The sequence below is a fragment of the Leptospira broomii serovar Hurstbridge str. 5399 genome (genome assembly GCF_000243715.2).
Lineage (GTDB): Bacteria > Spirochaetota > Leptospiria > Leptospirales > Leptospiraceae > Leptospira_B > Leptospira_B broomii.
Genome location: NZ_AHMO02000008.1, coordinates 235,001 through 261,122 on the forward strand (window position 1 = coordinate 235,001; position 26,122 = coordinate 261,122).

A 26,122-nucleotide genomic window follows, 5' to 3' on the forward strand; every position below is an offset into this window, starting at 1 on the left:
CCCCTTTCTGAATTCTTTGTCCCTTGGGAAGAATTTTAACGGCTGCCCGTCTTCTAAGATTGAACCATCCAGGGTCAGATATTTACGCAGATCCTTTGATAAAGAAAAAATTCCCTTATAAGTAATTTCGTCGAACGCAAAGAGTTTCGAGGATAATTTTCGTGTTTCCAATTTCTCGGTCAAAACTTCGTTTGAAAGAATCGGACTTCCTGAGTTGGAAGCGATGATAAATCCCCAAGTTGAAGTGAATGACGGAACGTAGATACTGTAACTTTCTACAGAAGTAAAAGATTTACGAATTGTTCTCCGTAGCGTAGCGTGCTGCTCCCAGACCGACGGAGATAGTTCCAGCGCTTGAAGTGCCAGATATCCGTTCTTATTTAATTTCCGGGCACATAGAGCATAAAATTCCTGAGTGTATAAGCGGATCGCAGGTCCATCTAAAAGAATATCAGTAATATCCGTGATGATGACATCGAAGGTTTCGTTTGTATCTTCCAGATACTTACGACCGTCCATATGCAGTAATTTCGTACGAGAATCTGAAAAAGCTTCTGAATTCCAATCCGGCAGTTTATCTTTGCAAAAGTCTACGAATTGTCCGTCGATATCTACCATAACGGCCAATTCTACGCTCGGGTGCTTAAGAACTTCCCGAAGGGTAGCGCCTTCTCCGCCTCCCAAAATTAAAACTTTCTTAGGTTCAGGATGGGCTAACATTGCCGGCTGAACCAAGCATTCGTGAAACAAATGCTCGTCAGCCTCGGCAGATTGTACTGCGCCATCTAGCACCATTGTTCTTCCAAAAGCAGTAAGATTGTGTAGCTCAACTTGCTGGAACTCCGTCCGGAAGCTAGTTGAGTTCTTCTCTTTTAAGAACTGATGCATCTCTCGATAGTCTACCTGCTCGGTAAACCACGACTTTGTAGTCGAATCCATTTTACTTTCCTTTAGCGTCTGTGTCTTAAGCAGATCGCTCCTCATAACGATTGATTACCTTAGTAGGTTTCCATAAATTTTGCAGGTAAGCTCCGAAAGGGATAACGTCGATCGTTTTACCGCAAGTGAATATATCCAAAAAGCAAGAATTGAACTCGGGATAGGTGTGAATACTTGCATGCGATTCCGAAAGCAAGAATAGAATCGTTACTCCGTGCGGATCAAACCGATGTTCTACCTTATTCAGGATCGTAGCTCCGATCGAAACGATCGCTTCTTCCATATCCTTTGCAATTTGCTCGGCATCGTCCAAATCGATTTGGCATCCGACAAAATCGGTCATTAAATGCCTTCCGTAAAATTCGTATCCGAGTTCCTTTTCTAGTTCCATTGTACCGTTTTCAATTGGCTTTACCAGATCTTTAGTATGAATAATTGACATAAAAATAATATTTCCTCTTTTTCTAACAAGGAAGCAGCAAGGCGTGGCACACCCTCTCTTCCATCCGCCGAATCTGGGATATTTTTTCCCAAATTCAAAACTGATCTATATAAATTAGAGTATTGTAGGAGGCGGGAGTGAGAGAAAAAAATAGAGTAGAAGGGGGAAGACCGTTAGTCCTCCCGAGATATCAATAAAAAAGCTGTTGGAATTGGACCGGATTAATCGAAAACCGAGTAGGGGAAGAGACTCCTCACCCGATTCTTCTCTGGTTTGGGACTCGAAATAGGACCCGGTATACAAGCCTTCTCGCTCGTAAATATTATGTCTTTGGTTCTTGAGAATCAAAACCTCTCGACTAATACCAGACCAATCGCCGTTCCAGATATCGATCGTATCTATCACAGCGTCCATCCCGAGGGAATACAATAGGACGCTCAAGATCGCACTTTGGAAAATCTTGAATCTTCCTCCGATCCGTTCCCTAGTATTTACGACGGCAAATTGCATACGCTCCTTAGACGATTGTTAGTAAGAATTCCTAAGTCAATTCTAAAAAGAGTAAATTCTCACTTTTTGCGCAGTAATTATGCCATTTGTATCACTTATGGGCAAGAAAATTGGCAATTTAGGTTGCAAAAAAGATCGGAAAACGCCGAAAAATCGATACAAGTTTTGAACAGAACGATCTACATCCTGCTTGCGAAACCTCCCCTTTTACAAATCCTAGAATCCAATGAGTTCTTATTTTTCTCCCGGAGAATTTGATAAATCCCCAAGTTCAAACGCCCTTCCTCATGCAAAAAAACAATCTAGAGCCCTAGTCGTTGCGGGCGGAGGTATGAAAGGATCCTTCGCCGGAGGGGCTTTATACGCCCTAAATCAATATGTGCCTTCTACATTCTTCGATTTAATCGTAGGAGTATCGTCGGGATCCTGTGCTGCGGCGTATTATACGACCGGCTATGAGGCTGGCCCAGAAGAAAGTATCCGAATTTTGGATATTTGGAGAAAAGAATTAGTAGGAAATAAACTCATTAACCTACTCAATCCGTTTAAAGGAAAAACAATTCTAGACCAAGAGTATCTAATCGATTATTTATTCGGCGCCAAATATCGTCTTCCTTCGGAATACCTGGAAAAAAAGGAAACGACTCCTTTTTACGTGGTAGTAACCAATTTAGCTAAAATAAGAGCCGAGTACGTTCGAGCTACGACTTCGAATGTATTACATTTATTGAAAGCAGCCACCTCTTTACCCATTGCCACTCGAGGAAAATGGAGACTGGAGGAAGAATACTTTGGAGACGGAGGTATTTCCGATCCGATTCCGTTGGAAAAAGTAATCGAGGCAGGCTATAAAGATATAACTGTCGTACTGAACTCTCCGAAAGAGGATCTTTCGGATCCGATTCCTAATATCCAAGGATGGTTGTCTTATCCGTCGGATAAAAAACTCTACCATATGATAACTAAAGTCCACCATACGATGTACAATCGCGCCCTAAAAATCATGCAATCGCCGCCGAAAGGAATCAAGATCAGAGTCATCTCCCCTAAGATTTCCGAGTTAAGTATGGTAAGTACGAGTGCGAGATTATTAAATCGCTCCGTTACCCGAGGTATGGAAGCCGGCCATCGAGCCGTTACAAATCTGCTCGCTGAACTTTCGTCCTTGCGGAACAAATCCAAAATTTTTCAGAAACTTTGGATACCGACCGTTAAACCGGATCCTTAATCCGTCGTTAAGCGACCTTGGAAAATCCGATCTCCTTCCAGTGGCTACGTTCTCGAATCGTTCGAATAGCATCGTAATAAATTCTGCGAACGCTATGTTCGCTAAAACTTAAATAGACGCTAATTCGACGAAAACTTTTTTCTTCATTGATACGATCCATTTTACGGAGCCAATCTCTCTTTCTTTGCCTCCATTTATTTACTGCGCCTCGATCAACGGAGTGGATTCGTCCAAAGAGCACCAATAATTGATCCGAAATCGCTTTCCTTCTCAGCCTATGAGTTCTTACTTCCTCTTCGTCCTCGGCAAGGTACGTCCTGAATTGCATATCGATCAATTTCAGCCTGGAGCGTAATAAACGGATATCCCGCAAGTTCAATCGAATCTTATGCTTCATTTTAACTATCAAGCAAGCTAAAGGAGAAAGTTCCGACAAAGTTTTCCGGACCAGGACGCCGATATTTTCTTCCTCTAAAACGATCTTTCTCTCGAAGCTGGCGCTTTCATCATACCCTCGCTCTTCCGATATGATGATCAACTTTTCCCTTCTTTCTTTTGAAATTTCCTTTTTCCTTTGATTTAGAATTAAGTTCTTAATAAAAACGGTCAGGTAGGCCGGAAAGTTTCTATAGTTTCCTGTTCGGAAAATCTCCAAGCATCGGTCCGCATTTTGAATCAGATGTAAAGTCACTTCCGAACTTACATCCTCGTCCAATTGAAATCGACCGATGCATATTTCTCTAACCCATACCCAGGCTTCTTTCAGAAACGCATCCTTTCTGCCCGTCTTAAAATATTCTTGAACTGATAAATTTAATTTTTGATCTCGATTCAGCATGAACTCATTCAATGGAACCGAAGATTTTTATCCAGCAATTCAACTACGAAGAAAATACACGTTATCCGCTTATTCGTTAGCTAAGGCGTAATTTTTTGATTTTTTTCTTAGAGAAAAGACCGCCGGAACATGTCGGCGGATGGAGAATCGGTTTTCTAAATAAAGAATCTTATGCTGGAAGAATTCCAGGATCGAAATCTTCCGAAGGAATCGGAGTACAGCCGGGCAATTTCGTCCAATCAGGGTGATCTCCTATATGACGATACGTATGTTTCCAAAGAATCCGATCCTTTAAAACCAGGAAGGCGCCGGGCATTTGAAGTAAGTGAGGCCCCTGCACTCCGTAAAAATTTCCTTTCGTAATAGCGCGCAACGCGCTAACCCAAACCTCAGGTCCAGCTAACTCAAGAAATCCACCGTCTTGAAGATCGGCCAATCGAAAGAGAATCGTTTTCGGATCTCCGATAGCACTCGCTTCGGGCCAAAATCGTTGAAAGAATTCTTCTCCATCCCGGGCCGTATCGGGATAAATAAACAGAATGGGAGGAAAAGCGGGTATCGATTCCGCCATTAATCTCAGATCCGCAACGGTTTCCCTACAGAAAATACAACCTAGATGACGTAGGAAGATTAATAAGACGGGTTTCGCCGGAAGATTTTCTCCCAACACGGTTCCGATCAACCGTCTACCTTCCACTGGATGAGATAAAAACTCTTTCGGCAGGAATTTCATTTTGCACGCCCAAAATCAGTCCTTTCCGCGCCGTCGGAAATCGATTGCTTTTCTAGGTTTCTATACAATTTTCTTCTCCGAATGGAATTACAAATATTAGACTCCCTTATAGCTTTATTTTCTCTCACTGCTATGGAAGTCGTCCTAGGAATCGACAATATCGTCTTCTTATCCATCATCGTCGGCAAACTCCCGAAAAATCGACAGACGCAGGGACGGAGCATCGGATTGATAGCCGCGCTCGGTTTAAGAATCGTTCTATTATTCACAGTTAGTTGGCTGGCAAATCTTACGAACGAATTGATTGTCATCTCCAACTTTAGCGTCTCCGGAAGAGATTTAATCATGTTATCTGGAGGCCTTTTCTTAATCGCCAAAAGCACAGGCGAGATCCACCATAAGATCGAACTAGGAGAAAAAAGTTCCCGGTCCGAAACGAAAAAAGCCTCTTTCGCGAGCGTGGTAACACAGATAATAGTACTAGATATCATCTTTTCGGTCGATTCCATTATCACCGCAGTCGGTCTGTCCGGAGAATTTTATATAATGGTAATCGCAGTAATACTTTCATTAGTTATCATGTTGATTTTTTCGGGATCGGTTAGCGATTTTATAAATAATCATCCTACCATGAAAATTTTGGCCTTATCATTTCTGATAATGGTAGGGGTCATGCTATTTGCCGACGGACTTCATTTTCATATCCCCAAGGGCTATATCTACTTCGCAATGGCCTTCTCTCTTTTGGTGGAATTCATAAATATGCGGGTTCGAAAGGTAGATCCTTCCCTATAAGTACAGAATCCGTAATTCTAGCTTTTCTGTTCCATAAAAACCAGCTAGCTCTATAAAGTGGAGCGAGCCACGGGCGTGTGAAAAGCCTTCCCTTAACGGCCAACTCGGCTACTTGCATTCTCCATTTTTGATAGGATCGTACCGCTTCGGCAATCGCTTCTTCGGATAAAGTATCCAACGATACGCCCTTCCCTTTTTTAGAGAGAATGATCTGGCTTTTTTTCAAAAGGGATTCTTGCACGTCTTTTAATTCCGCGCCGAAAACGGAAATAGCGTCGGAATAATTTCTGAGACAAAGTCTGTACAGTGTTTCGTGACTCCACCAAAGCGAAGTATCAGGACTAGCCCCGGGTTGAACGATCATGCCTTCTGATGCGGCCATTCCCGGAACTGAGAAAGGGAGAAAAATGGAAATCGCCGGAATGGAAGTGCCTGTCGCCCAAAACTGGGACCGTTTGGAGTCGATATCGATTTCCGCGACAAAAGATCCGTTCGTTTGATTCGGAGTAATAAACCCCGTCGCATGCAGGCATACGGAACCCATCCCCGAGCTTGCGGGGGAAAATCCGGAATCCCTGGGCGGAAAACCGCCAGGCCCTCCTCCCACCTTCGATTTTGGGCCTCCTTGACCCTCTAATCGCAGAATTTCCATCGCTTTGGGAATATTCATTTTCTCGCCGGCGGAATTTCCCTCTCGCATCGTTACATCTCTTCTTACTTTACATTTACTGAATGTAGTATAAAAGGAATCCGAAAAAGATTCCCTAAAAGAAAAAGTCGCACCTTTTGCAAGCCAACCTTGACTACGTGCGTAATCGATCGCGTCCGGATGTAGATCGTCGTAATCGGATTCCAATGTTAATCCGTTCGAAATCGAATAGAACCCTCTTATTTTCTTCCACGCCCAAAAACGTCCCGCCGTTTCCAGAACATATGCGTCTTTAGCGTCGGCGATAATAAAACTATTATGATAAAAGAATTTCTTATTTAAGTATCCGCCGCAGGCGTCTTGGCCGAACCTTTCGACAAGATCGACGATTAATTCGAGAGCTTCCGCAGAATTCTGGCATCGCTCGAGTGCGACGCGAATCATGTCCATTCCGGTAAGACCGTTATTCTTTCCTTCTATCCGGATTTTCGTAAAAACGGCTTCGTTACCGATGACTACTCCTTTTGAATTCGCGCCCATTTCGGCGCCCCACATATGAAACGGTTTAGAAACCAGGATTTCATAGGTCTCTTTGACTTGAGGAATATCACGATACGTGATTCTGGCAGTTTGTGAAGAATGCTTTCTAGCCGGAAAGCGAACCAGACATTGCGCCTCATTCGGTTCCCTATCCGAATTCTTTCCAAAAATCATTTTCCCTGAAGCGGTAATATCCGGAGTGGCGACGAATGTATCACACATAGGCCGGAATCTTACTCGGTTTCGGGGTTAGGGCAAGCGGTTTTTAATTATAAGTTCCCGATGATTTATCAATCTAAACAACTTCGATTAGAAGCATTGTCATATCGTCCAGCATAGCGGACCGATGAAGAGAAGCGATATCCTCGCCTAACTCGCTTAATAATTGCTTCCCTCGCAACGCGGAATTCTTTTTGACTAAAGAAACAAACGCGTCGTAGCCGAAAAATTCCCTTCCCTCTCCGAAGAATTCGAATAAGCCGTCCGAAAACAGGAGAATGCGATCTCCCGACTTTAAGATTCTACTATAATCTCTATTTCGGAGCTGGGGTAAGGCCAGCAAAACCGTTCCCCGACCTTCCAACTGAGAGACGTTTCCGTCATCTTCGATCAAAACTGCAGGATGATGTCCCGCGTAAGCGTAAACTAGCTCTTTCGTTTTCGGATCCAATCTCAGATACACCGCAGTGATAAAAAAACCGCCTATCATGGTCATTAGAGATTCGTGAATTAAGGATAATGCCTTTGCCGGCGAATCCGTTTGGGGAGCGGTCATCTTGAACGCCATGACCGCCATAGCCGAAACCATCGCCGCGGAAATCCCGTGCCCTGCCGCGTCCGCAAAAAAGAAATTCAATTTTCCGTCAGAACCCGCTTCCGATTTTATCAAATCCCCGCCCACACTTACCAAGGGTCGAAAATACGAGTGAATCCTAAAGGCGCCCGTTTCAGGAAATTCCAGGTCCACCAAACTCTTCTGAGTCGATTGCGCAAGTTGGAGTTCCTCCTCTATATTCGCCTGGAATTTTTCCAATTGAGCGTCGGCTTGCACCAGCGTATCGAATGTCTTGAGTCGAAATCCTAATATAAGAACGGCCAATATGGAAGAGGAAACGATTCCGAAATAATACATTCCGACTTCGATCCGCGGATTAATGCAATTGATCCCCACAAAAATGGCTACGGAAAGAAAAACTAATAGATACGGAATGAGTAACTTTCTGTTATTAAACGAAACCCCGGCGCTTAGACTCACTAAAATCATTCCGAATAGATAGCCTAGATAGAGGCCGTTCGAATATAAAAGGTAGTAGGAATGGATACTCATCAGTCCGAAGTGAAACAGCAAAATATATTCGCTGATATTTCGAAACGTACGCATCCAGTAGCTGCAAAAAAAGGAAAGTACGATCAGTGAGACATGAAGGATTCTAATCCAGCGAGGATCCTGCAATCCGTTTTGTGAAGGATCGCCGAACAGCAATCCGAAGCCCGCAAAAAAGGCGAATAAAGAAAGTGCGAAACGAAATCTAGAAAGGGATTCTTGATATAGAAATCCCTTTAAACCGCTTAACGCGAGTTCATCCTCCCGCTTGTTGAAAAAAATGCTCCTTGTAGACATCAGGAATCGCTGTAGGCCTGCCGGTTAAGAAGTTAAACCATAGAAAATCCGCATGACCCGTCAAGACGCATTCCCCTTGAGCATTCCACATCGTACAGAGCATAGAAAAGGAGCGATTCCCCGCGGATTCCACTTTTATCGTGATTTCAATCGTTTCGGGAAAACGAACCTGCTTGCGATAATCCATCTCGATATGGGTTATTACCGGACCTCCTTCGTTCGGTTTCTGAGGAGATTCCCAAAGCTTCCTTTCTTCGAAAAAAGAGGCTCTTGCAGTTTCAAAATACTTCGCATAAACCACGTTATTTACATGTCCGAAGGCATCCATATCCCCCCAGGCCACTTTTTGAAATAAGCTATACGGATATTTTTCGGGTTTAGGCATATAAGACCAGAAAACTTAGATTCCACTTTAGGGAAAAGTGAATAATTCCTGAATTAGAAGAGTTAAATACGGTTTGAAATTAAAATCTTACCATGATGTCGCGATAGAATGAATACGAACGTATTTTAGTATTATTTAAATCTTCGATATACGTTTGCTTTATAAGAAAAATAAAAGGGGCCTGCCTGTAAGCCGGATTCTGTATCGAAAGGCCTCTCTCGAAGCTTTCCGACGATGATCATTTATCTTGGTTCGAAAGTTACCGATCAAACTCTTTGCTCCCTACCCACGACCTTGCGGAATCCGCAACTGACGGTCGCCTATTCGGGATTGCACCGGGGAGGGTTTACCTTGCCCATTCTTTCACAAGAATGGCGGTGGGCTCTTACCCCGCCGTTTCACCCTTACCTCAAACGAATTCGAGGCGGTCTATTCTCTGCTGCACTTTCCATACCCTTCTCTTCTTTCGAAAGAGAAGAATTCCGGGGATTACCCGGTCCCGCGATTCCATGGTGTCCGGACTTTCCTCACACTCTACCCTGGGAAGGCAAATTGCCATTCCGTGAGTAAGAGAAGCGCGATCATCCGGCAGGCCCCTAAAATCGATTCTCCAGGATGCCCCTTAGACAGCGAACCGTTTCCCGTTCAGTTTCGGCGAATTTACCCGATTTTTAACGCTTTCTTAATTGGCCGACCCTGATCCCTAACGGCCTTGCCAATTGCGCAATTCTACGGACGTGCTACGCTTTCCTTAGTTATGAAAGCGTCTCAGTTCCTTCTCAAAGGAAAATTAACAACCAATCCAGAAAGAGTGCGAGGATTTTTAGAACGAACTTACTTTTTTTCTAAATCACAACCAGACAATGGCACAGGAATTGCACTAATAACAGTGAACCCTCGGAAAAGGAGATAAAAAGATGAACAAATTTATTAAAATTGCCCTGGTTTTAAGCATCTCCACTGCTCTTTACGCAGATCCCGAGACCACAACGGTCGAGGCTTCGCTCAAAAACTATGCTCCCGAGTCAGATATTCAGCTTGCAAACAAGCTAACTGCCCTGGGAAGCCTAAGACAGAAGACTCGTGACTATGAATCAGCAATCGCTTTTTACAACCAATCTTTAGCTGTTCGGACAAAAATCGGGGATACCGAAAGCCAAGGATTTGCCTTAGTTCTCTATCTGAAGTCAATCTCAGAATTCCGCTTGGGTCGTTCTTGCCAAGCCTTGGAGAATATTAAAGAAGTAATCCAAATCTACCAGAAAATGGGAGACCTAGATTCCGCCCTCCAAGCAGAAGAAGAGGGCCTTAAAAAATACCAGGAGGCGTGTAGCCTGGCTTTTAAACAGCCAAGCCTAACGTTGAACAAGGAACTAGCTACTTCCAAAGATTAAATCATCCCATCTCTAGTTCTAACTTCCCTGGTCCGCCCCTTCCGGGGCGGGCGCTTTTTTTGATTTGACGAGGGGCTTTTGTCCCATACTTTTACTCCGAGTTTTCCGGGTGAGGCAGAATCCTCCCCGTTTTCCTGTCCAGATAAACCCACTCCCAAACCGATCCCGACTCGAAGGGATTCTTTTTAATGCGTTTGGAAGTTTGCAAGACCACGGAGGAATACTATTATGAAAATCGTTTTTACTTGGAAGAATTTGGATCGTTCTGCAGCGGCAGAGGACTATGCAAACAAGAAGCTGGACCGGATAGCAAAGTATGTCCAAAAAGTCGTCTCATTAGAAATATCGTTCGAACAAATCCACGGCGTTATAAACGCCAATTTAAACTTAGCGGCAGACGGAAATAAATTCAATGCCCATAAAGAAGACAAGGACATATACGCTTGCATCGACGGGCTTGAAGATAAAATCGTAAAACAGGCAAGTAAGCACCACGACAAAAAAGCCGCTCATTGATGGATTCCGACAGGAAATACGAAGAAGCAATTAGACATTTATCAGAGGGAGAATTCGACCATGCCCGAAAGGCGTTCGACCTCCTCCTAGAATCGGATCCGGAGAATCCCGATTTCACGGCAGGATTCTATGTATCATCTTATTGGGATCATCGAATTGATCGGATCCACCATTCCAGGGAAGGTCGAGATCGTGCAGCCCTTCTATTAGAATTCCTGAAAGAATTCGAAATCATATACGAAAAAAAAGCTCTCCCTAAATCCCTGCCATACCTATCCGCGAAAGATTCCGTCCTGAAAGAATCGACGGACCAGTTAAGAATCGCACTACGCAAAGAAGGAATCCAATCTTTACCCGCATCCACGATTTCGGAATTAGCATATCGTTTATTATTAGCCGGAGAAACGGAACTTGCTTCGGAAGTCCTACGCGACTCCTCCGGACTGGAACGATTTTCCCCCGAACTACTTTTCTTTCGCGCCGAGTGTACTTACTTATCCGGAAACGAATCCCAGGGCTTACTTTTGTATAGAGAAGCTTTTTTAAAAGATCCCAGCGCGGTCCGGTTGGATTGCGTAAAAGCCGAGCCTATCGTGCGAGCGATCGAAACATTGAACGATGATTTTTCGGACAAAAACGACCTAAAGGAAGCTATACCGGTATTCTGTCTTGAAACCGGAATTTTTCGAGAAATTCGAAAACTGGGAGAAAAGGAGATCGAACAATATCGTTCGGAATTGAATCGTCTAAAGGATTCCCTTGCGCTTCGAAAAGGGAGCTACGAACTAAAAATTAAATGTAGAATGATCCAGCTATGTTGTGCCCTGCTGGATTCTCGCGCCTCCGTTTACTATGCTGAGACCGCTCAGGAAGCTAAACGCATTTTGGACTCTTTGGATCCTAATTTTTACCAGAAACGCCTCGGAAGAACTAGATAAAGTCTCCGAATCCGCAATAAAAAAGCCAAAGTTTCCTCTGGCCTTTTCTTGATTCGTAAGTTCAAAGAGAAACTTGCAAATATTATTTTACGGCGGTAAATTCCATGATCGCCCGAATTTCTTCCGCAGTCCGAGAATCGCCTTTTTCGATAAAATACAAATGAAGAGATTCTAGAATCTTACGACTTTCCGGATTTTTAGAGACTTCCAATAAGCGTGGAGAACTCTCATTTTGGCCGATTTTGGCCGAGGATGGTAAATCTATAAATTCTCGATCGCTACCCAAGGAGAGGGTTCCCGATCTTTCTGCGGAGAGAGTATTGGAAGGGGAAGAGAATCGGCCCACTGCAACGGCAAGAACCAAAACGGCTAAACTGGCAGTTAAAGAATACTGGAAAGAACGGTTCCAAATCAGGTTGCGAGTGATTTTATCCCAAAGGCTTTCTTCGTCTACTTTGACTTCCTTCAGCATGTTTTGGAGACGAATTTCAAAGTTATCCGGTAACCGAATCTGATTCAATTCCTTATCCCTAAGTTCGGATACTGCCCTTACAAGGGAATTTTCTAAGCGAATCAATTCCTCATCTTCGTTTCCAAAAATACCGGACAATATGCGCGTGGAACGCGTCCTGACGCGTATACTTTGAATTTCTTTTTCCATACCCTTCTACCTGAAATAACCCTCACCTTTTCCATCTTGTTGGATCAGGTGCTTGAGGAATTCTTTTGCCTTAAATAGACGACTCTTAACCGTTCCGATATTACAACCAAGGACTTCCGCAATTTGCGAATAGGACATTTCCTCGAAATACCGGAGCTCGATCACTTCTTTATATATATCTTCGAGCTCGTTTATCTTTCTAATTAGATAGTCAGACTCGTCCGAAAGTTCTATTTTTTTTTCGAAGCCCAATCGGTTGTCAGTGACTTGAAACTCGGAATCATCCATGGAGTTTTCTCGAGCTCTCTTTCTTTTTGCGAGCAAGTCCTTGGACTTATTTACGACGATCCTATACAGCCAAGTGTAAACTCCGGATTCGGCCCGAAAATTTTTTATGGAACGATATCCTGAAATTAAGGCATCCTGAACAATGTCTTCCGCATCGTCCCCGTCTTTGACCATCGAAACGGCCTTCCGATACAGACGTTCTCGATACGGTCCGGTTAGCTCGATGTACGCCTTGTCGTCTCCTTCCCGAATGAGTTTTAGAAGTTGGATTTCTTTTTCTCGGACGGTGAGCTTGCGATGGGGAGTTTCCTTTTCGACCATGAGAATCCTTTCCCGACATCGAAACCTTTTCCCTCCGGTCTTGCAATAAAAATAACCTTGAACGAGCGCGGCAAATCAAAGCGAAATGGGAGAATGAAACTGGATTTTTTAGCCTTCCAAGGAGAGGTTGATTAAGATTAAAGATTCGGTAAGTTCCATAGGAAATCTGAATCGAATTCCGTATAAGAATTTCTCCTTTGTCCCTATCTGTTTACTGATACACCAAACTACATCACCTAAAAATTCGAGTCGTTTCCCGGTCTTCCTTTCGATCACGGATCCTTCGATGGCAACGGTCGTCGGTAAGTCTTCACCAGGCATAAGAATGCATATTCCGGATTCGGAAATATTTCCCAGCTTACCCTCTAGGGTGATCAATCCGGATTCCACATGAACAATATATTCATTGAAGTCTTTCGGATAAAATCGCGGACTTCTCGGCTTTTGACCCGGGTCATTCATGAATTAGGAAATCAAAATACGGCCAAAGTAATCATCTGTCCAGCGTTTTACTCGCTTAAAACTGGAAGTAGATAAAAGGTACCTCTGCATCCGGGCTTAATAAGGCAAAGAGCACGGCGCCGAATGGGTACAGCGAAAATTCCAACCATACCGGAATTCGAATCCTCTTCTCTTTTTCGAATATTAGCCAACCTAGATAATGTCCGACAATCACGCATAAGATGGCGGGTATTCCGAACTTGAACATATACGGCCGAAGTTCGCCGATCCTATAGGAATACATTCCGGATATCATCGTAAACGCCTTACTCAGAGTTTCCGACCGGAAGATGACCCCGAATGTTATGGCAACCAAGCTCGTATAAACAATTCGGATCGGAATAAACGCATTATCCCAAGCAGGATGAAGCGATAAATTCGGAAATACTCGGGATTTCAAATCCTTTAATAACGACTCGATCAGTAAGAAACCGCCTTGGATGGATCCCCAAAGGACAAAGGTCCAGTTGGCCCCGTGCCAAAACCCGGCGACAAACATCGTAAACCAAATATTAAATCGATGACGAAAAGCCCCTGCCCTGCTTCCGCCCATAGATATGTATACGTAATCTCGAAGCCAACTGGACAGAGTGATATGCCATCTCCTCCAATGTTCGGTCACGCTCCGAGAGAGATAAGGCATTCGAAAGTTTTCCGGCAATTCATATCCGAGCAGTAAGGCACAGCTGTAAGCCATATCCGTATAACCGCTGAAATCGCAATAAACCTGAACCCAAAAGAGGAAGGCAGCAAGCCAAAGTGCTTCCGTGGAATACGACTCCGGATTCTTAAAGATCAGATCACCAATCGGAGACACATTATCCGAAAGAATTACCTTCTTAAAATATCCTAAAAAGAAATAGCGGATAGCCTTTCTAAACTGAATAGACTCTAACTTTTTTTCAGTCTCCAATTGAGGTAGGAAGGTTTTAGCCGTAACGATCGGCCCTGCCACCAACTGAGGAAAAAAGGATACGAATAACGCGAATCTTAAAAAGCTTTTTTCAGACGGGATCGTGCCTCGATATACGTCGATCGTATAACTCAAGGATTGAAATGTATAAAACGAAACGCCGACAGGCAAAACGATTTTCAGAATCGGAAAGATTCCGGGAAAGCCGAGCACAAGCAAAAGGTCATTCAAACTTCCGCATAGAAAATTGTAATATTTAAAAAAACCTAGAATGAACACCAGGTTCAACACTAAACTCAAGGTGATCATCGATTTGCGGAACGCTGGGTCCTTGGATTCGTGAATCTTATCCGCGAGAACGAAATCGATCACCGTGGAAAGTAGGATCAGTCCGCCGAATCTCCAATCCCAGCTCATGTAGAACGCATAGCTTGTGATTAAAAGAAATACGTGGACGAAGAATTTACGAATATGATGATTCGGAAATAGGAACGGGAGAATATACCAGTGAACTAAGAATACGAAGGAAAAAAAGAGGAAAAATTCGAGCGTGGGAAAAAGCAAAATCCGTGCTCCTTTTAAGTCAAAACCCCGATTTCAAATCGAGCTTCGTACTGGCCGGTAAGACCAACCGTAGATCCAGAAATACCGAAGCCGTAAGACGGTCAAGGGATTCTCGAGCCTCCGCGAGTACCGATTTGAATGCGCGAGAAAGCGAAACGGAATAAATTTCAATGTAGGTCCTATATGCGATTGGAATTATCTTGCAAGATTTTTACTTTCAAAGAGAACTCTGCTAATAAATTCCAGGAAACGGAGTCCAATTCGACATGGTAAAAAAAATCTTTAAGAAAACCCTCCTGCTACTCGTAGTTGTGATGGTCTCACTTGGTTCCCTTGCAAATTGTTTCGGTAGGTTTGCCGTAACTCATAAATTCTATAGCGCGCATGATGGAATTAATATAGGAAGCGGATTCTTTAATAAGTTTGTAAAAACTTTACTATTGTATTTTCCCTTCGCGATTCTGTACGGCATAGGAATCTTCGTAGACGTAATCCTATTTAATCTGATCGAATTCTGGAGCGGTAGCAATCCCGTCGGCCTAAACGAATACGACAAAGAAGGAAAATTCGTCAAAACATACCAGCAAGACGGGACGCAAATTACTCTCACATTTACTGGATTCGGATCTCGTTTGGATCTGACTGCACAAAAAGAGGGTAAATCCGAAACTTTAACCGCATTGAGAAGCCAGCCGGGTAAATTCTACAAAGCGCAGGGTGATCAGCTATTGGAAGTGGAAGTGACTTCAGAAACGATCGGATCACAAGTAATCCTTAAACTAGTGGAACAAGGAAAGCTAAAATCGTCCAAAGTAATCGAAGCTAAGACTTTGGCCGATTTACAATCCCAAGTCGTCGAAGCGCTTTAATTTCGACTTCGCTTAAAAAGGATTCTCGATCGAGAATCCTTTTTCGTTTAAATTCTTTTAGCAAATTTCGGCTAACTTACTTACCGATAAAGCGGGGTTCTATTTTAAGTACCGCAAATCGCCCAAGCCCTTTCTTTGCAAACCATCCTTTGTTCGCTTCCAAGGCGTACAATACTTTCTCGGACGAATGATATAGAACCTTCGTTTGATTCGGTTCCATCTCATAGGTATCCACCATTCTTTTATCCTTATTAAAATAACCGATGCTTAACGGAATCAAAGTATTCTTCATCCAAAAGGTCAGATAATCTTCGGAAGGAAAAATAAAAAGCATTCCTTCATTATCGGGAAGTTTCTTTCTGAACATCAAACCTCTTTGTCTCGAAGGCTCAGTATTCGCGATCTCGACCACCAAGGGATGTTCGTTCACATAAATGGTTGTCTTTTCTAGATAAATGGGAGATTGATATTCCCCCCAACCCGCGGCCGGAAAAAGAAGTAGAAGAGAAATAATGGCGAATACGGTCGGCTTCATTTAACACCCAAACCTTAGAAGTTAGGTTGCCGTTTCTCCAAAAACGCTCCCATTCCTTCTTTAGATTCTTTTCCTGCAAACAAGCCACCGAAGGCTTTGCATTCCGCTTCCATGCCTTTGGATAAAGGACTATCCAATCCTTCTCTAACGATTTTTTTGGCCGTCTTAACCGCAAGAGGACCTTTTTTCAAAAGGGACTGAGCGATTTGCTTCGCAACAGACATCAGGTCATCGCCGTCCTTTACAAATTTGTTAAGTAATCCGATTCTATATGCCTCTTCGGCGGAAATCATATCTCCGGTAAGGACAAGTTCGATTGCTCGACCGTAACCGATCAAACGTGCAAGTCTTTGCGTCCCGCCGAATCCAGGAATCAATCCTAGGGATACTTCGGGAAGACCCAGCTTGGCCTTTTCCGCTCCTACGCGGATATCACAGGCTAAGGCCAATTCCAATCCGCCACCCAACGCAAAACCGTTCACTGCTGCGATGGAAACGATTCCGCTGTTCTGAATCACGTCGAATGCTTCCTGCCCGATTCTCGAAAAACTTTCTGCAGCTTTTGCCTCAAGCTCCCGCATTTTTGCAATGTCGGCTCCCGCTACGAAGGCTTTTCCTTGGCCGGTAATAATCGCGACCCTCGTCGTTCCATCCTTTTCCAGAGCCTGGAACGACTCCTTAATTTGAATTAGCAATTCTTCATTCAAAGCGTTTAGCGCGGAAGGTCGATTTATTTCTAAAACAGTTACTTCGCCTTCTTTCATCACATTAATTAAAATTTCGCTCATAGCGTTTGATCCTATTCCATTTCTATTATCAAAAAAAGAGTATCGTCTTCGAATTCAACATCGCCGAAAAATTTAGCGAGATCCGATTGAATTGATTCCTTGAAGGCTTTTAGATTCTCGGCGACTCTATTACTATTCAATATTTCCAAAAGCCCTTCCGTACCAAGCTGTTTTCCATCCTTATTTCGATTCTCGATCAACCCGTCGGTGTACAGAAAAAGACGTTCTCCCGAACGAATCGGCAAACTTACTAGTTCCGCAATAGGTCGCTTTATTCCGAAACCCAAAATACTGCCTGTAGTCTCGATTTCCCTAAATTCACTACCGTTTTGAGAATGAATTAGATAAGGATGTCCTCCGTTTGCAAAGTGAATCTCCTTTGAGATAAAATCGAAGAAAATGTAAACGCCGGAAGCGTGATGAGACTTGAACTGCCGCAGTAACGTATCGTCTATGTATTCCAAAAGGCGGACCGGGTGAAGCTTCAATCGATACGGCATCGTTGCGACCATGATTTTAATAAACGAAGCCACAAGAGCGGATGCGATTCCATGGCCCGCGATATCGGTCAAAAAAACGCCGGTATTTCCCTCCCGTAATTGCACGAAATCGTAGAAATCGCCGCCGACCTCGTTGGGGGTGGATCGATACACTTCGTATCTGAAACCTTTAATACTGATTTCTTCGGGAAACAGCGTTTCCTGCACTTTTCTCGCGATCTGAAGTTCGTGTTGTAGAAACCGGTAATCCGAATCTAGTTCCGAGGATATCCTCACGAGCCTCCTTACAATAATCACTATAGCGGTTCCGATTATGCTAAGGATGATATAAACGGCGTCGGGGATCAACAGCACCAAAGGCGCAAGACTCAAATTCATCCCTTTAACTTTCACATATACGAAACCGAGATGAAGCACGATCGAATATGCCCCGGTAATCAAACAGCCTTCCGCCCTAAGTCTAAACATCTGAAATAGGACTAGAAATCCTACTAATAGAAAATAATTATTATATAACTGAAGGCTGTGTAGGTCTTGAAAAATATAAAACGATTCGTTTAATATCAGCATCACGAGGAATATTATCGAAAAATTAGTTCCATGGATGATTGCCGATAGATACCGTCTCTGAAAAGAGAGAACGAAACTAAGTAGATTTAAACTTAATATGATTCCGAAATAGATGACACCTCTATGGGATTGGCGAACGTCCGGGATGAGCAACAGAAAATATACGAGAAAATGCGTAAGGAAAGCGATTCGGATAAACGACTGATCGATCCGTATCAGATCTCTCCACGCACCGATTTCTTTATAATCGAATTCCCTTTCTAAGAAACTCCAAGGATTTAAAATACCGCCGGTTTTACTATTTAATAGATTCATCAAGTTCGTATTCAATGATCTCGAAGCCGTTCAAATGAACTCGTAGGTTATAACCTCGGTCCAAATATTTATCCAACTTTTCAGCCAATTCTAAACCGGCCTTAGCATCTCTGACCCGAACAAAAAACGGACCGGATTTGGACTTATAGTTATAAGGAAATCTTTCGTTTATTAAAAGCGTAACCCTATATCCTCCCGGTCTTGTTTCGAGTATGATATGTGAAATATGTTTGCGATTCAAAATCCTTTCCGTGATCGGAAGATTCCAGGGATTCGTAACGTCCGCAAATTGCGAAGAGTTCGAAACTAACAGACCGGCCAATAAAAATGCCCCCGGCCATGGCCAGCGATCTACAAAGATTCTGGAAGAATACGAAACAGCTCCGAACTTCATAACGAATAGGCACAAATCTCGCATTCGGTCGATTGATTGCAAACCTTAAACCCGAGAAAGATATCTTTCATTTTTTGCAGTGCAAAGAAAAATACTTTCCTATCTAACTAAAGTTTACATAATCCGAGATTCGGTATTACAATGAGTTCGATAAAACATGCGGTAGAAGTGTGTCGATTCTTAGTCTTGCTTGCTTCGGTGGTTTTTAGCTCCGCTTGCAAACATGAATCGGAAGAAGTCAACCCGTACATGGATCTCTTTAATAATAGCCCTCTGACCAAGAGCGGATTTTATAAGGATGAGGCTACGTCCTGGGAATTTAGGGTTTTTCCTTTGGACGTCGAAGCCAAGAGTTTTGTCACCTCCTTAAATCGAATCGACGGGTTCGACGAGGTTCCTTCTCCTTCGGCATCCTGGAGGATCGTTGCGAAGGAAGTCAGATCGGTAAAAGCGGAACTCCCAAAGTCGATTAACAAATTGTTAACCGAATTCCTATTTCGAATATACGTTTGCGAAAATTTGGGAGGCAGCGCCGTTAGCGGTTTCGTTTATCGGAATGGACATGCGATTGGCGGGTTCGTGATCTTAGACTCTCAGATTTTAAATAAAAATGCCAATGATTGGATCAGCTATAAGGAAAGCTCCGCCTTTAAGCCGGACAATACCGAGATCAAAATCAAAATCGAGGAGGAAAATTCCAATACCAAAGTCAACGCACTAAGATACATTCTTCTGCACGAATTCGGACATATACTTTCCGTCGCCTCGGGAGTCGGTCCCGATTTCAGGGGAAAAACTAGGAGATTCGAGAATCTTCCGTTCTATCAAGGGATTTGGAAATCCGAAAAAAAATCGGTTTACGACGGTTCGGAGTTTAGTCTCAGACCTCGGATAAAATTCTACTCCTCGTCACTTCCATTACGGGAAAACTGGAATAACATCTATCCTATTTTAGAAAAGACTCCTTTTCCGACCTTATATTCCGCCACGAATGCCGACGATTTCTTTGCGGAATCATTCGTTTCATATGTTCATGTAATTATGCAAAAACGTCCCTGGGAACTGGTTCTATACGATAAAGGAAAACCGATCTATAAAACGAGGAACGGAATCGAAAAAGACTCTCTGGAAAAACAAAGAGGAATAATTGAGAATATTATAAACCGCTCCGATCCTTAAATTTCTCTTATTTAATTATGGATCGAAATCGCCCCCGTCCGTGGGATAAACACGCCTCTAACGCAATTAAGTATAGTATTTTTATTTAATATATTTATTAGAAATTTTGGGAAAACCCGATACTGAACCAAAATAGATAGGCGGGAATTTTTTGCAGCATATATGATTCCCTTAAAACCTGACGCGTGGGATCGGAAAGAGCCGAATTGCCGTTTATATAGTCCAACACGATCTGGTTTGCAGGACCGTTTACTTTGGACGGATCCACAATTTTTCCGTCCCGATTATTCCTATTTACATAGCCACCCGTAGCCCCGAAATAGTTATCCGTATCGTATAGATACAAATTCGGTCGCCAAACATTCGCGGCCTTAAAGAAGAATTTTCCGAAAAAGAAAGTCAAGGTGGAAGTAACGTCCTGAACTCCGTTCCTGTTATCCACGATATTATTACTCATCGCATATCCTATATTCACTTGAGGAAGGATTCGAAAGAATTTGTCCCGAAAGAATTCGTGCCCTACTGTCAGAGACAGATAATTTTTTCCCGCCATCAAACCTGCGTTTTCCGCGGAAAATTGAGTGTAGAAGGAAATAGTAGGATTGGCCCATTGAAAGAAGGGTAATTTCCAGAAAAAGAAGTATTCCTGCCATGCCAATCTTGTGATCTGAGTGGATGTGTTGTTTGTCCCCGGAACTCCTTGAGCCGCAAGCGAATTATTTGCCCCCAAGGGAGGAGATATATAGGAAGTGCTTTTGTTAAACGTATTATAAAACCATATTCCTGCAGTGAACGTACCCCAATTCGTCTTATCGAAATTATAGTAAAAGGCATAGAATAGACCGTCCGATCGTTTCATTCCGTTTTGTTCCTTCTTAAAACCTGGAATTTGACCGCCGCATGTGGAACCTGTCTGGGGGTGACCGTTAATGATATTAGTTTGAGTATCATAAACGCATTGGGTGTTAAGCGAATCCGGAGAAGGCGCAGAAAACGGACTTAGAGAACCCGCTGAACCTTGCCCTGGATAAGCCGGACCGGGTCCGCCGGGATATAACTGCAATCTTCCGTCGCTATCTTTGTCATTACGTTCGGTTAACTGAAAATTTCCCCAGAACTGAACTTGAAATCCTTTCAAAGGAGTGTTAAACGTTACAGTGGGTTGATAGGATGGAACGAAATTGAAAGCCCGATAGCTTTCGTTGTTTCTGCGATTATAATCCTCTCCGGAAAAGCTCAGTCCTCTCCAAATAAAGTCCGTTACAATTTCGTGAATTACTTCGATAGAAGTGTCCGGTGTTCGGGCTCCTGAACGCTGCGATGGACTAGGGCCGTACATCGGAGGTCTGACCTCGACAGGGCCGACCGGAACGTCGGACGCGTCTTCTGAAACAGAATCGGCACTCGATTTTTTTTCGAATCGAGACGAAGGTCGCCCCTTCTCGTAATTTATTTCCGCCACTAAATTCTTATCTACATAGCGGATAAAATCCTCGTTTTCAGCGATTAGGATTTTTTCATCGTCCTCATACGCTATTTTTCCCCGGATAACAGAACCGTTTTTTAAGCGAACAAAGTCAGAAGCATCCAGAGAGAAAAGAAAGATAAAATAAATCAGGACAAACCGTATTATGATACCGGAGCTACGAACGCTCTTGATCAGAGTATGGAACATAATCGATTACTCCTAAAACATCGAGCGGGCAATCTCAACCCCCGAGTTGTTTCGATTAATCGGACAATTCAAGAAAATCATCGATGGAAAGGGTTTCAACCGGGAGGCCGAGTCTATAAACATCTCGATTTTCGGAAATTTAATTTTAAGAAGTATTGCAAAAAGTAACAATTCTGTCGGATAATCATCGTATGAAGTCGGCCGATTATCGAGTCCGGAACGGTTTGTCGACTTCGGGTAAATCGCATATTCACTCAAGGTTCCGAATCGATTCCTTCACTTTCGCAACCGATCGAAAGCTTTTTGCCTACACGCTCTAATCGTCTCGGCATCTTTCCGGTTTGAAACGGTTTTTTTGATTTTCAAGGTTGTCTTTGTTCGGTTTAGTTAGTGAAAAGTCCGTGAATCGTTCGCCCAAAAAAGAAAAAGCCAAAGACGCGTCCATAGAGCTACGCGAAGCAAAGCGACGCATTAAAGCGTTGGAGACGCAATTAAAGAATCACACTGGAAACGGATTCTTCTTCGAAGAACTTTTAGATTGTTCGCCCACTCCCACCGCAATTTTAGATTTCACGTCCGGAAAATTCAGGGAAGTAAACGCAGCCATACTTCCCCTCTTTGGGTATTCCAGAAAAGAATTATTAAAAAAAACTATGATAAACCTTTCTCCGGAGCTTCAGCCGGAGAATCAAAAGTCGCGCGAATTACTTCGATCTAAATTTGAAGAATGTCGAAAGAACGGAGAGGTATCCTTTTATTGGGAGTATTTAAACTCGAACGGCTGTTCTTTGCCATGCAAAGTCCGATTTTCCACATTAAGAAATTCTGAATCGATGTTCAGCGTCCAGATAGAAGACCTTCGTAGACGCAAGGCGATCGATTCTCTCCTTCGCGGAACTCACGAAAGGTTCGATCTATTGATTAAGAATCTAGCGGAAGACGTCTGGGTTTGGGATATAGCGTTGAATCCAATTCTTCCCGGTGAGAAACTCGACAATATATTAGGATACTATAATAAAGAATTAATAAGAAATCTAAAATTCTGGAAGGTGCTAATACATCCGAATGATGCGCGCCGGACCCTAACTCTTTTGCAGCAGACATTGAGCGGAAAGAAAGACCTTTTCGATGCCGACTATAGAATGCGAGGAAAAGACGGAACTTATAAATGGATTTTAACGAGAGGACAGGTAATCGAGAGAAGTTGGACCGGCGAAGCCACAAAGATGCTGGGTTTTCACGCCGACATTTCCAAACAAAAAAAAGCGGAAGAATCCGATCGAATAAAAAGAAATTTGGAGGCTCTGACCACTTCAATTTCTACGGAACTGATTAATTTACCGAGTCACGAAATCGGCGAAGCGATCCGTAACACCATCGATAAGATTTGTAAATTTTTTCAGATGGATAGAGCCAATTTGGTTCTATACGACCTGGAACGACTAAAAAGAACCTTGTTGCACGAATATATAAATCCGAAAGCGAAAAACAAGTCCCCTTCTTGGCCGGAGTTATCCGATATCAATCCGGAAAGCTTTTTAACTAAACATCTTTTATTAAACAAAATCATAACATTGGACATAAACGAAATTCCGGATAGTTCCGTCGATTTAAAGACATTATTGAATACTGTAGGAATCAAATTTTTAGTCGGAATCCCGCTCACTCTTGCGGGTACGGTCGTCGGCGCGATCGGATTAAACGCTGAACGACATAGAAGCGAAGTACGACACAGATTCGAAGAGTTCGAGATTTTCCATTTGCGAACGATCGGAGAGGTGATCTCAAACGCGTTGGAAAGAAAGAAAAAGGAGGAAGAACTTCATACTGAACGAGACCTTCTTGCCGGAATCATGGATACGTCCGTCGCTGCGATCACGGTTCTTACTCCCGACGGACGAATTTCGTATGCGAACTCTTCGGCCGAAAGGATTTTGGGTCTTAGTGCGGAAAATCTAAAAGAACGAACTTATGATTCCGTCGAGTGGAAATCGACCTCTATCGACGGGGGGCCCTGGCAACCGGAGGACCAACCTTTCCTTCGCGTAATTAACTCGGGAGAACCGGTATTCGACGTACGTCACGCTATCGAAGATGGTAGAGGGCTTAGGAAATATCTTTCTATCAACGGATCTCCGATAAAAAATGACTTAGGGGAAATAACTAGTTTAGTCTTTTTAGTCACGGACATTACCGATTCCCTTTTAGCCGAACGAGCATTGAAAGAAAGCGAAGAACGGCTTCGACTAGCTCTTAATGCGGCCAATATGGGAACATGGAGCTGGGACTTGAAAGAAGATTCTATTCATTGGTCCGCGAACACACGACATCTGTTCGGTATTTCGCTCGATGAATTCGGCGGAAAGTCGGAGCATTTTTTCGATTTAATACATCCCGATGACCTGGAAAAAGTTCGAGCTACGGTTGAACTATCCGTATCGGGTAAGAACGACGACTTCCATATCGAATATAGGATTTTTCATAAGGAAGGAACGGTCCATTGGATTGAAGGAAAAGGAAGAGTATATAGGGCAATCGACGGAGATCCGATTCGAATGGCGGGGACCGTCACCGATATTACGAATCGCAAAAATGCCGAAAACGAATTGAAGGCGAGCCAACTTAGATTTCAAGCATTCTATCGATTTGCAAACGAAGCGATTTTATTTCTGAATCCTCGCACGGAAAGAATCTTAGATACCAATCCTGCTTTTTTGAATATTTTCGGATTTGCGAACGAGAAGGAAATACAGGGTATTCCGGCAAAATCACTGTTCACCTCCGAATCTTGGACTACCGTGCACACTCGCTTACGATCCTTCGAAAGCATAGATAATTTGGAGTTAAGAACCATTCGAGTCGACGGAACAATCTTCCCTTCGATCGGAAGTATCCATTTTTATAATGAAAAGGATTCTTATATAGCTGCGGTCAGCTTACTGGATACTTCCGCAATCCAGGAAGTCGAAGAGCTGAAAATGATCAATAACGAGATTTCCGTCAGAAATAAATTGATAGAAATGCAAAAAAACGAATTGGAAGAAACTCTAGAGGATTTGAAACGAACTCAAGCGCAACTGATCCAATCCGAAAAAATGGCGGCTCTAGGCCAACTAATCGCCGGCATTGCTCATGAAATCAATAATCCGATCGGGGCAGTTCAGGCATCCAATCAAAATCTACAGGAATGTCTATTACGCTTTCAGACCTTACTTCCTGAAGTACAATCTATTATCAGCCAGATGCCTCATGACGAAGTGGAATCATTCCGCAGCTTCCTGAACCAAGTGAGACAGATACGAGAACATTTAGCGGGAATCGAAGAACGTCGTGTAAAAAAAGAATTAATCCTGGAATTTGAGGCGCTCGGATTTGAATCTCCGTACATGTTCGCCGACAGTTTGGCCGATATGGGATTTCGAACGATTCCGAAAGAGGCTATTCCGTTCCTTAAAAGTGCGAGGGCGACAACTTTATTGGAATATTCTTCCATAGAATCCTTCTTTTTTACGAATACGAATACGATTCAAATCGCCGTGGATCGGGTGTCTAAAATTCTCTATGCTTTAAAGAATTTTTCCCACTTCGATACAGGTTCCACGAAAATACCCGCCTCACTGCAGGAAAGCATCGAAACAGTGCTTACGATATACCAGAATCAATTAAAGAAAGGCATCCAAGTTACTAAGGAATACGACGATATTCCGAAAATTTTATGTTATCCGGACGACTTATTGCACGTTTGGACGAATTTAATTTATAACTCTTTGCAAGCCATGGATTTCAGAGGAAGAATACGCATTCGAACGTATACTCAGGACGAAGAAGTGGCGGTGGAAATAAACGACAGTGGCCCGGGAATTCCCGAAAATATACGGGAAAAAATCTTTCAACCTTTCTTTACTACAAAGCCTCCCGGAGAAGGTAGCGGGTTAGGATTGGATATCGTTCATAAAATCATTGCGAAGCATGGAGGTAGAATCGAGGTGGAGAGCGTTCCCGGTTCCACTACTTTCAGAGTGTTTCTTCCACTTTTACCTGCAGAATAAACCTGTCCAATCGAGAAACGAATCCGCCGGGGTAAGCGGCTCTTTATTCGGGTGTTGTCTTTGTTATTTCAACGCAGAGGTAATCGTGGTAACGAGTTCTTTCTCGTCCCAGGGTTTTTTTAGGTAGCTATAAAGATTGATTTCCTTCTTAAGAGCTTCTACCGATGCGATGTCGGCATGTCCGGTTATGATAATCTTCTGTATCTCGGGATATCTTTGATGAACGTTACGTAGAAATTCGTCCCCTTTTATATTCGGCATCAGCCAGTCCGAAATAACTATCAATATTTTCACGCCTTCGGTCACTAGCTCTTCGATAATTTGCATAGCCTCCGAAGCATCCAATGCGGTTTCGTATCGGTAGGTATCTCCCAAGTGTCGTTTCACCTGAGATTTCATGCTCATTAGAATGAGTGCCTCGTCGTCGACGAAGAGTATCGCTTTCTCCACCGTTCCCCCGAAATGAACCTTA

At 43.2% G+C, this 26,122-nt stretch carries 26 protein-coding genes and 1 other RNA gene (1 of these 27 only partly in view); 8 read left to right on the forward strand and 19 right to left on the reverse strand.

Annotation, left to right across the window (positions count from 1 at the left end):
• The 3 genes from LEP1GSC050_RS06470 to LEP1GSC050_RS06480 all read right to left on the reverse strand — a co-directional run.
• Positions 1-939: the 5' portion of a fused MFS/spermidine synthase gene (locus tag LEP1GSC050_RS06470; protein ID WP_010570431.1), read on the reverse strand. 12 nt of this gene lie to the left of the window's left edge; only the first 939 of its 951 coding nucleotides appear in the window; its start codon is at positions 937-939; the stop codon falls past the left edge of the window.
• Positions 940-964: 25 nt separating this feature from the next.
• Positions 965-1,381 (reverse strand): adenosylmethionine decarboxylase, encoded by a 417-nt coding sequence (gene speD, locus LEP1GSC050_RS06475; RefSeq protein WP_010570432.1) that lies wholly within the window; start codon positions 1,379-1,381, stop codon positions 965-967.
• A 114-nt stretch (positions 1,382-1,495) separates the two neighbouring features.
• Complete coding sequence (locus tag LEP1GSC050_RS06480) at positions 1,496-1,891, reverse strand: hypothetical protein (RefSeq protein WP_010570433.1); 396 nt, start codon at positions 1,889-1,891, stop codon at positions 1,496-1,498.
• 226 nt (positions 1,892-2,117) lie between these two features.
• Between LEP1GSC050_RS06480 and LEP1GSC050_RS06490 the strand changes: the two genes are divergently transcribed.
• Positions 2,118-3,119, forward strand: coding sequence for a patatin-like phospholipase family protein (locus LEP1GSC050_RS06490; protein WP_010570434.1), 1,002 nt, complete (start codon positions 2,118-2,120; stop codon positions 3,117-3,119).
• 7 nt (positions 3,120-3,126) lie between these two features.
• Here LEP1GSC050_RS06490 and LEP1GSC050_RS06495 read toward each other — a convergent pair whose 3' ends face one another.
• Positions 3,127-3,957 carry a hypothetical protein gene (locus LEP1GSC050_RS06495; protein ID WP_010570435.1) on the reverse strand — a complete coding sequence of 277 codons (831 nt, stop codon included), beginning with the start codon at positions 3,955-3,957 and terminating at the stop codon, positions 3,127-3,129.
• Positions 3,958-4,126: 169 nt separating this feature from the next.
• Positions 4,127-4,690: a SelL-related redox protein gene (locus tag LEP1GSC050_RS06500; RefSeq protein ID WP_010570436.1), complete on the reverse strand. Its 564-nt coding sequence runs from the start codon at positions 4,688-4,690 to the stop codon at positions 4,127-4,129.
• A gap of 81 nt (positions 4,691-4,771) precedes the next feature.
• Between LEP1GSC050_RS06500 and LEP1GSC050_RS06505 the strand changes: the two genes are divergently transcribed.
• Positions 4,772-5,485: a TerC family protein gene (locus LEP1GSC050_RS06505; protein ID WP_010570437.1), complete on the forward strand. Its 714-nt coding sequence runs from the start codon at positions 4,772-4,774 to the stop codon at positions 5,483-5,485.
• Here the strand turns inward: LEP1GSC050_RS06505 and LEP1GSC050_RS06510 are convergent.
• From LEP1GSC050_RS06510 to rnpB, 4 genes are all read right to left on the reverse strand, one after another.
• Positions 5,445-6,896 carry an acyl-CoA--6-aminopenicillanic acid acyltransferase gene (locus LEP1GSC050_RS06510; protein ID WP_010570438.1) on the reverse strand — a complete coding sequence of 484 codons (1,452 nt, stop codon included), beginning with the start codon at positions 6,894-6,896 and terminating at the stop codon, positions 5,445-5,447. The two genes, LEP1GSC050_RS06505 and LEP1GSC050_RS06510, sit on opposite strands and share 41 nt — an antisense overlap.
• Positions 6,897-6,969: 73 nt before the next feature.
• Complete coding sequence (locus LEP1GSC050_RS06515) at positions 6,970-8,295, reverse strand: PP2C family protein-serine/threonine phosphatase (protein ID WP_010570439.1); 1,326 nt, start codon at positions 8,293-8,295, stop codon at positions 6,970-6,972.
• Positions 8,255-8,680: an acyl-CoA thioesterase gene (locus tag LEP1GSC050_RS06520; RefSeq protein ID WP_010570440.1), complete on the reverse strand. Its 426-nt coding sequence runs from the start codon at positions 8,678-8,680 to the stop codon at positions 8,255-8,257. The genes LEP1GSC050_RS06515 and LEP1GSC050_RS06520 overlap by 41 nt, the downstream gene beginning before the upstream one ends.
• 172 nt (positions 8,681-8,852) lie before the next feature.
• Positions 8,853-9,277, reverse strand: an RNA gene (rnpB, locus tag LEP1GSC050_RS20430) — RNase P RNA component class A.
• Between the two features lie 320 nt (positions 9,278-9,597).
• On the opposite strand from rnpB, the gene LEP1GSC050_RS06530 reads away from it, so the two are divergent.
• The 3 genes from LEP1GSC050_RS06530 to LEP1GSC050_RS06540 all read left to right on the forward strand — a co-directional run bounded on the left by LEP1GSC050_RS06530 (position 9,598) and on the right by LEP1GSC050_RS06540 (position 11,528).
• Positions 9,598-10,074: a tetratricopeptide repeat protein gene (locus LEP1GSC050_RS06530; protein ID WP_010570442.1), complete on the forward strand. Its 477-nt coding sequence runs from the start codon at positions 9,598-9,600 to the stop codon at positions 10,072-10,074.
• A gap of 228 nt (positions 10,075-10,302) precedes the next feature.
• Positions 10,303-10,590: a ribosome hibernation-promoting factor, HPF/YfiA family gene (hpf, locus tag LEP1GSC050_RS06535; protein ID WP_010570443.1), complete on the forward strand. Its 288-nt coding sequence runs from the start codon at positions 10,303-10,305 to the stop codon at positions 10,588-10,590.
• Complete coding sequence (locus tag LEP1GSC050_RS06540) at positions 10,590-11,528, forward strand: hypothetical protein (protein WP_010570444.1); 939 nt, start codon at positions 10,590-10,592, stop codon at positions 11,526-11,528. The genes hpf and LEP1GSC050_RS06540 overlap by 1 nt, the downstream gene beginning before the upstream one ends.
• Before the next feature lie 82 nt (positions 11,529-11,610).
• Here the strand turns inward: LEP1GSC050_RS06540 and LEP1GSC050_RS06545 are convergent, their stop codons facing one another.
• From LEP1GSC050_RS06545 to LEP1GSC050_RS06560, 4 genes are all read right to left on the reverse strand, one after another.
• Positions 11,611-12,189, reverse strand: a complete 579-nt coding sequence (locus LEP1GSC050_RS06545) for an LIMLP_12425 family protein (RefSeq protein WP_010570445.1) — start codon at positions 12,187-12,189, stop codon at positions 11,611-11,613.
• Positions 12,190-12,195: 6 nt separating this feature from the next.
• Positions 12,196-12,798 (reverse strand): RNA polymerase sigma factor, encoded by a 603-nt coding sequence (locus LEP1GSC050_RS06550; protein ID WP_010570446.1) that lies wholly within the window; start codon positions 12,796-12,798, stop codon positions 12,196-12,198.
• A 108-nt stretch (positions 12,799-12,906) separates the two neighbouring features.
• Positions 12,907-13,260, reverse strand: coding sequence for a PilZ domain-containing protein (locus tag LEP1GSC050_RS06555; RefSeq protein WP_010570447.1), 354 nt, complete (start codon positions 13,258-13,260; stop codon positions 12,907-12,909).
• 55 nt (positions 13,261-13,315) lie between these two features.
• Positions 13,316-14,776, reverse strand: a complete 1,461-nt coding sequence (locus tag LEP1GSC050_RS06560) for an MBOAT family O-acyltransferase (protein WP_010570448.1) — start codon at positions 14,774-14,776, stop codon at positions 13,316-13,318.
• A 266-nt stretch (positions 14,777-15,042) separates the two neighbouring features.
• On the opposite strand from LEP1GSC050_RS06560, the gene LEP1GSC050_RS06565 reads away from it, so the two are divergent.
• Positions 15,043-15,645 (forward strand): DUF3332 family protein, encoded by a 603-nt coding sequence (locus tag LEP1GSC050_RS06565; protein ID WP_010570449.1) that lies wholly within the window; start codon positions 15,043-15,045, stop codon positions 15,643-15,645.
• Between the two features lie 76 nt (positions 15,646-15,721).
• Here LEP1GSC050_RS06565 and LEP1GSC050_RS06570 read toward each other — a convergent pair whose 3' ends face one another.
• From LEP1GSC050_RS06570 to LEP1GSC050_RS06585, 4 genes are read right to left on the reverse strand one after another with little or no spacing between them, the layout of a single operon-like run.
• On the reverse strand, positions 15,722-16,180 hold the full coding sequence (locus tag LEP1GSC050_RS06570) for a DUF192 domain-containing protein (protein WP_010570450.1): 459 nt from the start codon (positions 16,178-16,180) through the stop codon (positions 15,722-15,724).
• Between the two features lie 14 nt (positions 16,181-16,194).
• Positions 16,195-16,968, reverse strand: a complete 774-nt coding sequence (locus LEP1GSC050_RS06575; protein WP_010570451.1) for an enoyl-CoA hydratase/isomerase family protein — start codon at positions 16,966-16,968, stop codon at positions 16,195-16,197.
• A gap of 11 nt (positions 16,969-16,979) precedes the next feature.
• Positions 16,980-18,353: a PP2C family protein-serine/threonine phosphatase gene (locus tag LEP1GSC050_RS06580; protein WP_010570452.1), complete on the reverse strand. Its 1,374-nt coding sequence runs from the start codon at positions 18,351-18,353 to the stop codon at positions 16,980-16,982.
• Positions 18,337-18,747, reverse strand: a complete 411-nt coding sequence (locus LEP1GSC050_RS06585; RefSeq protein ID WP_010570453.1) for a hypothetical protein — start codon at positions 18,745-18,747, stop codon at positions 18,337-18,339. The genes LEP1GSC050_RS06580 and LEP1GSC050_RS06585 overlap by 17 nt, the downstream gene beginning before the upstream one ends.
• Positions 18,748-18,888: 141 nt before the next feature.
• Between LEP1GSC050_RS06585 and LEP1GSC050_RS06590 the strand changes: the two genes are divergently transcribed.
• A complete protein-coding gene (locus LEP1GSC050_RS06590; protein ID WP_010570454.1) occupies positions 18,889-19,926 on the forward strand; it encodes a hypothetical protein in 1,038 nt (345 codons plus the stop codon).
• Positions 19,927-20,023: 97 nt separating this feature from the next.
• Here LEP1GSC050_RS06590 and LEP1GSC050_RS06595 read toward each other — a convergent pair whose 3' ends face one another.
• Entirely contained in the window at positions 20,024-21,601 is a 1,578-nt protein-coding gene (locus LEP1GSC050_RS06595) for an LA_0442/LA_0875 N-terminal domain-containing protein (protein WP_010570455.1), read from the reverse strand.
• A 401-nt stretch (positions 21,602-22,002) separates the two neighbouring features.
• On the opposite strand from LEP1GSC050_RS06595, the gene LEP1GSC050_RS20365 reads away from it, so the two are divergent.
• Positions 22,003-25,650, forward strand: a complete 3,648-nt coding sequence (locus LEP1GSC050_RS20365; protein WP_084695331.1) for a PAS domain S-box protein — start codon at positions 22,003-22,005, stop codon at positions 25,648-25,650.
• A 63-nt stretch (positions 25,651-25,713) separates the two neighbouring features.
• Here the strand turns inward: LEP1GSC050_RS20365 and LEP1GSC050_RS06605 are convergent, their stop codons facing one another.
• Positions 25,714-26,100: a response regulator gene (locus tag LEP1GSC050_RS06605; RefSeq protein WP_010411900.1), complete on the reverse strand. Its 387-nt coding sequence runs from the start codon at positions 26,098-26,100 to the stop codon at positions 25,714-25,716.
• Positions 26,101-26,122: the final 22 nt, after the last annotated feature.

Coding starts and splice junctions, on each gene's coding strand:
- LEP1GSC050_RS06590 (WP_010570454.1), top strand. CDS start 18,889: ATGAGTTCGATAAAACATGCGGTAGAAGTGTGTCGATTCTTAGTCTTG.
- LEP1GSC050_RS06550 (WP_010570446.1), bottom strand. CDS start 12,798: ATGGTCGAAAAGGAAACTCCCCATCGCAAGCTCACCGTCCGAGAAAAA.
- LEP1GSC050_RS06585 (WP_010570453.1), bottom strand. CDS start 18,747: ATGAAGTTCGGAGCTGTTTCGTATTCTTCCAGAATCTTTGTAGATCGC.
- LEP1GSC050_RS06540 (WP_010570444.1), top strand. CDS start 10,590: ATGGATTCCGACAGGAAATACGAAGAAGCAATTAGACATTTATCAGAG.
- LEP1GSC050_RS06515 (WP_010570439.1), bottom strand. CDS start 8,295: ATGTCTACAAGGAGCATTTTTTTCAACAAGCGGGAGGATGAACTCGCG.
- LEP1GSC050_RS06505 (WP_010570437.1), top strand. CDS start 4,772: ATGGAATTACAAATATTAGACTCCCTTATAGCTTTATTTTCTCTCACT.
- LEP1GSC050_RS06510 (WP_010570438.1), bottom strand. CDS start 6,896: ATGTGTGATACATTCGTCGCCACTCCGGATATTACCGCTTCAGGGAAA.
- LEP1GSC050_RS06580 (WP_010570452.1), bottom strand. CDS start 18,353: ATGAATCTATTAAATAGTAAAACCGGCGGTATTTTAAATCCTTGGAGT.
- LEP1GSC050_RS06500 (WP_010570436.1), bottom strand. CDS start 4,690: ATGAAATTCCTGCCGAAAGAGTTTTTATCTCATCCAGTGGAAGGTAGA.
- hpf (WP_010570443.1), top strand. CDS start 10,303: ATGAAAATCGTTTTTACTTGGAAGAATTTGGATCGTTCTGCAGCGGCA.
- LEP1GSC050_RS06480 (WP_010570433.1), bottom strand. CDS start 1,891: ATGCAATTTGCCGTCGTAAATACTAGGGAACGGATCGGAGGAAGATTC.
- LEP1GSC050_RS06570 (WP_010570450.1), bottom strand. CDS start 16,180: ATGAAGCCGACCGTATTCGCCATTATTTCTCTTCTACTTCTTTTTCCG.
- LEP1GSC050_RS06595 (WP_010570455.1), bottom strand. CDS start 21,601: ATGTTCCATACTCTGATCAAGAGCGTTCGTAGCTCCGGTATCATAATA.
- speD (WP_010570432.1), bottom strand. CDS start 1,381: ATGTCAATTATTCATACTAAAGATCTGGTAAAGCCAATTGAAAACGGT.
- LEP1GSC050_RS06530 (WP_010570442.1), top strand. CDS start 9,598: ATGAACAAATTTATTAAAATTGCCCTGGTTTTAAGCATCTCCACTGCT.
- LEP1GSC050_RS06495 (WP_010570435.1), bottom strand. CDS start 3,957: ATGCTGAATCGAGATCAAAAATTAAATTTATCAGTTCAAGAATATTTT.
- LEP1GSC050_RS06520 (WP_010570440.1), bottom strand. CDS start 8,680: ATGCCTAAACCCGAAAAATATCCGTATAGCTTATTTCAAAAAGTGGCC.
- LEP1GSC050_RS06555 (WP_010570447.1), bottom strand. CDS start 13,260: ATGAATGACCCGGGTCAAAAGCCGAGAAGTCCGCGATTTTATCCGAAA.
- LEP1GSC050_RS06545 (WP_010570445.1), bottom strand. CDS start 12,189: ATGGAAAAAGAAATTCAAAGTATACGCGTCAGGACGCGTTCCACGCGC.
- LEP1GSC050_RS06490 (WP_010570434.1), top strand. CDS start 2,118: ATGAGTTCTTATTTTTCTCCCGGAGAATTTGATAAATCCCCAAGTTCA.
- LEP1GSC050_RS06575 (WP_010570451.1), bottom strand. CDS start 16,968: ATGAGCGAAATTTTAATTAATGTGATGAAAGAAGGCGAAGTAACTGTT.
- LEP1GSC050_RS06565 (WP_010570449.1), top strand. CDS start 15,043: ATGGTAAAAAAAATCTTTAAGAAAACCCTCCTGCTACTCGTAGTTGTG.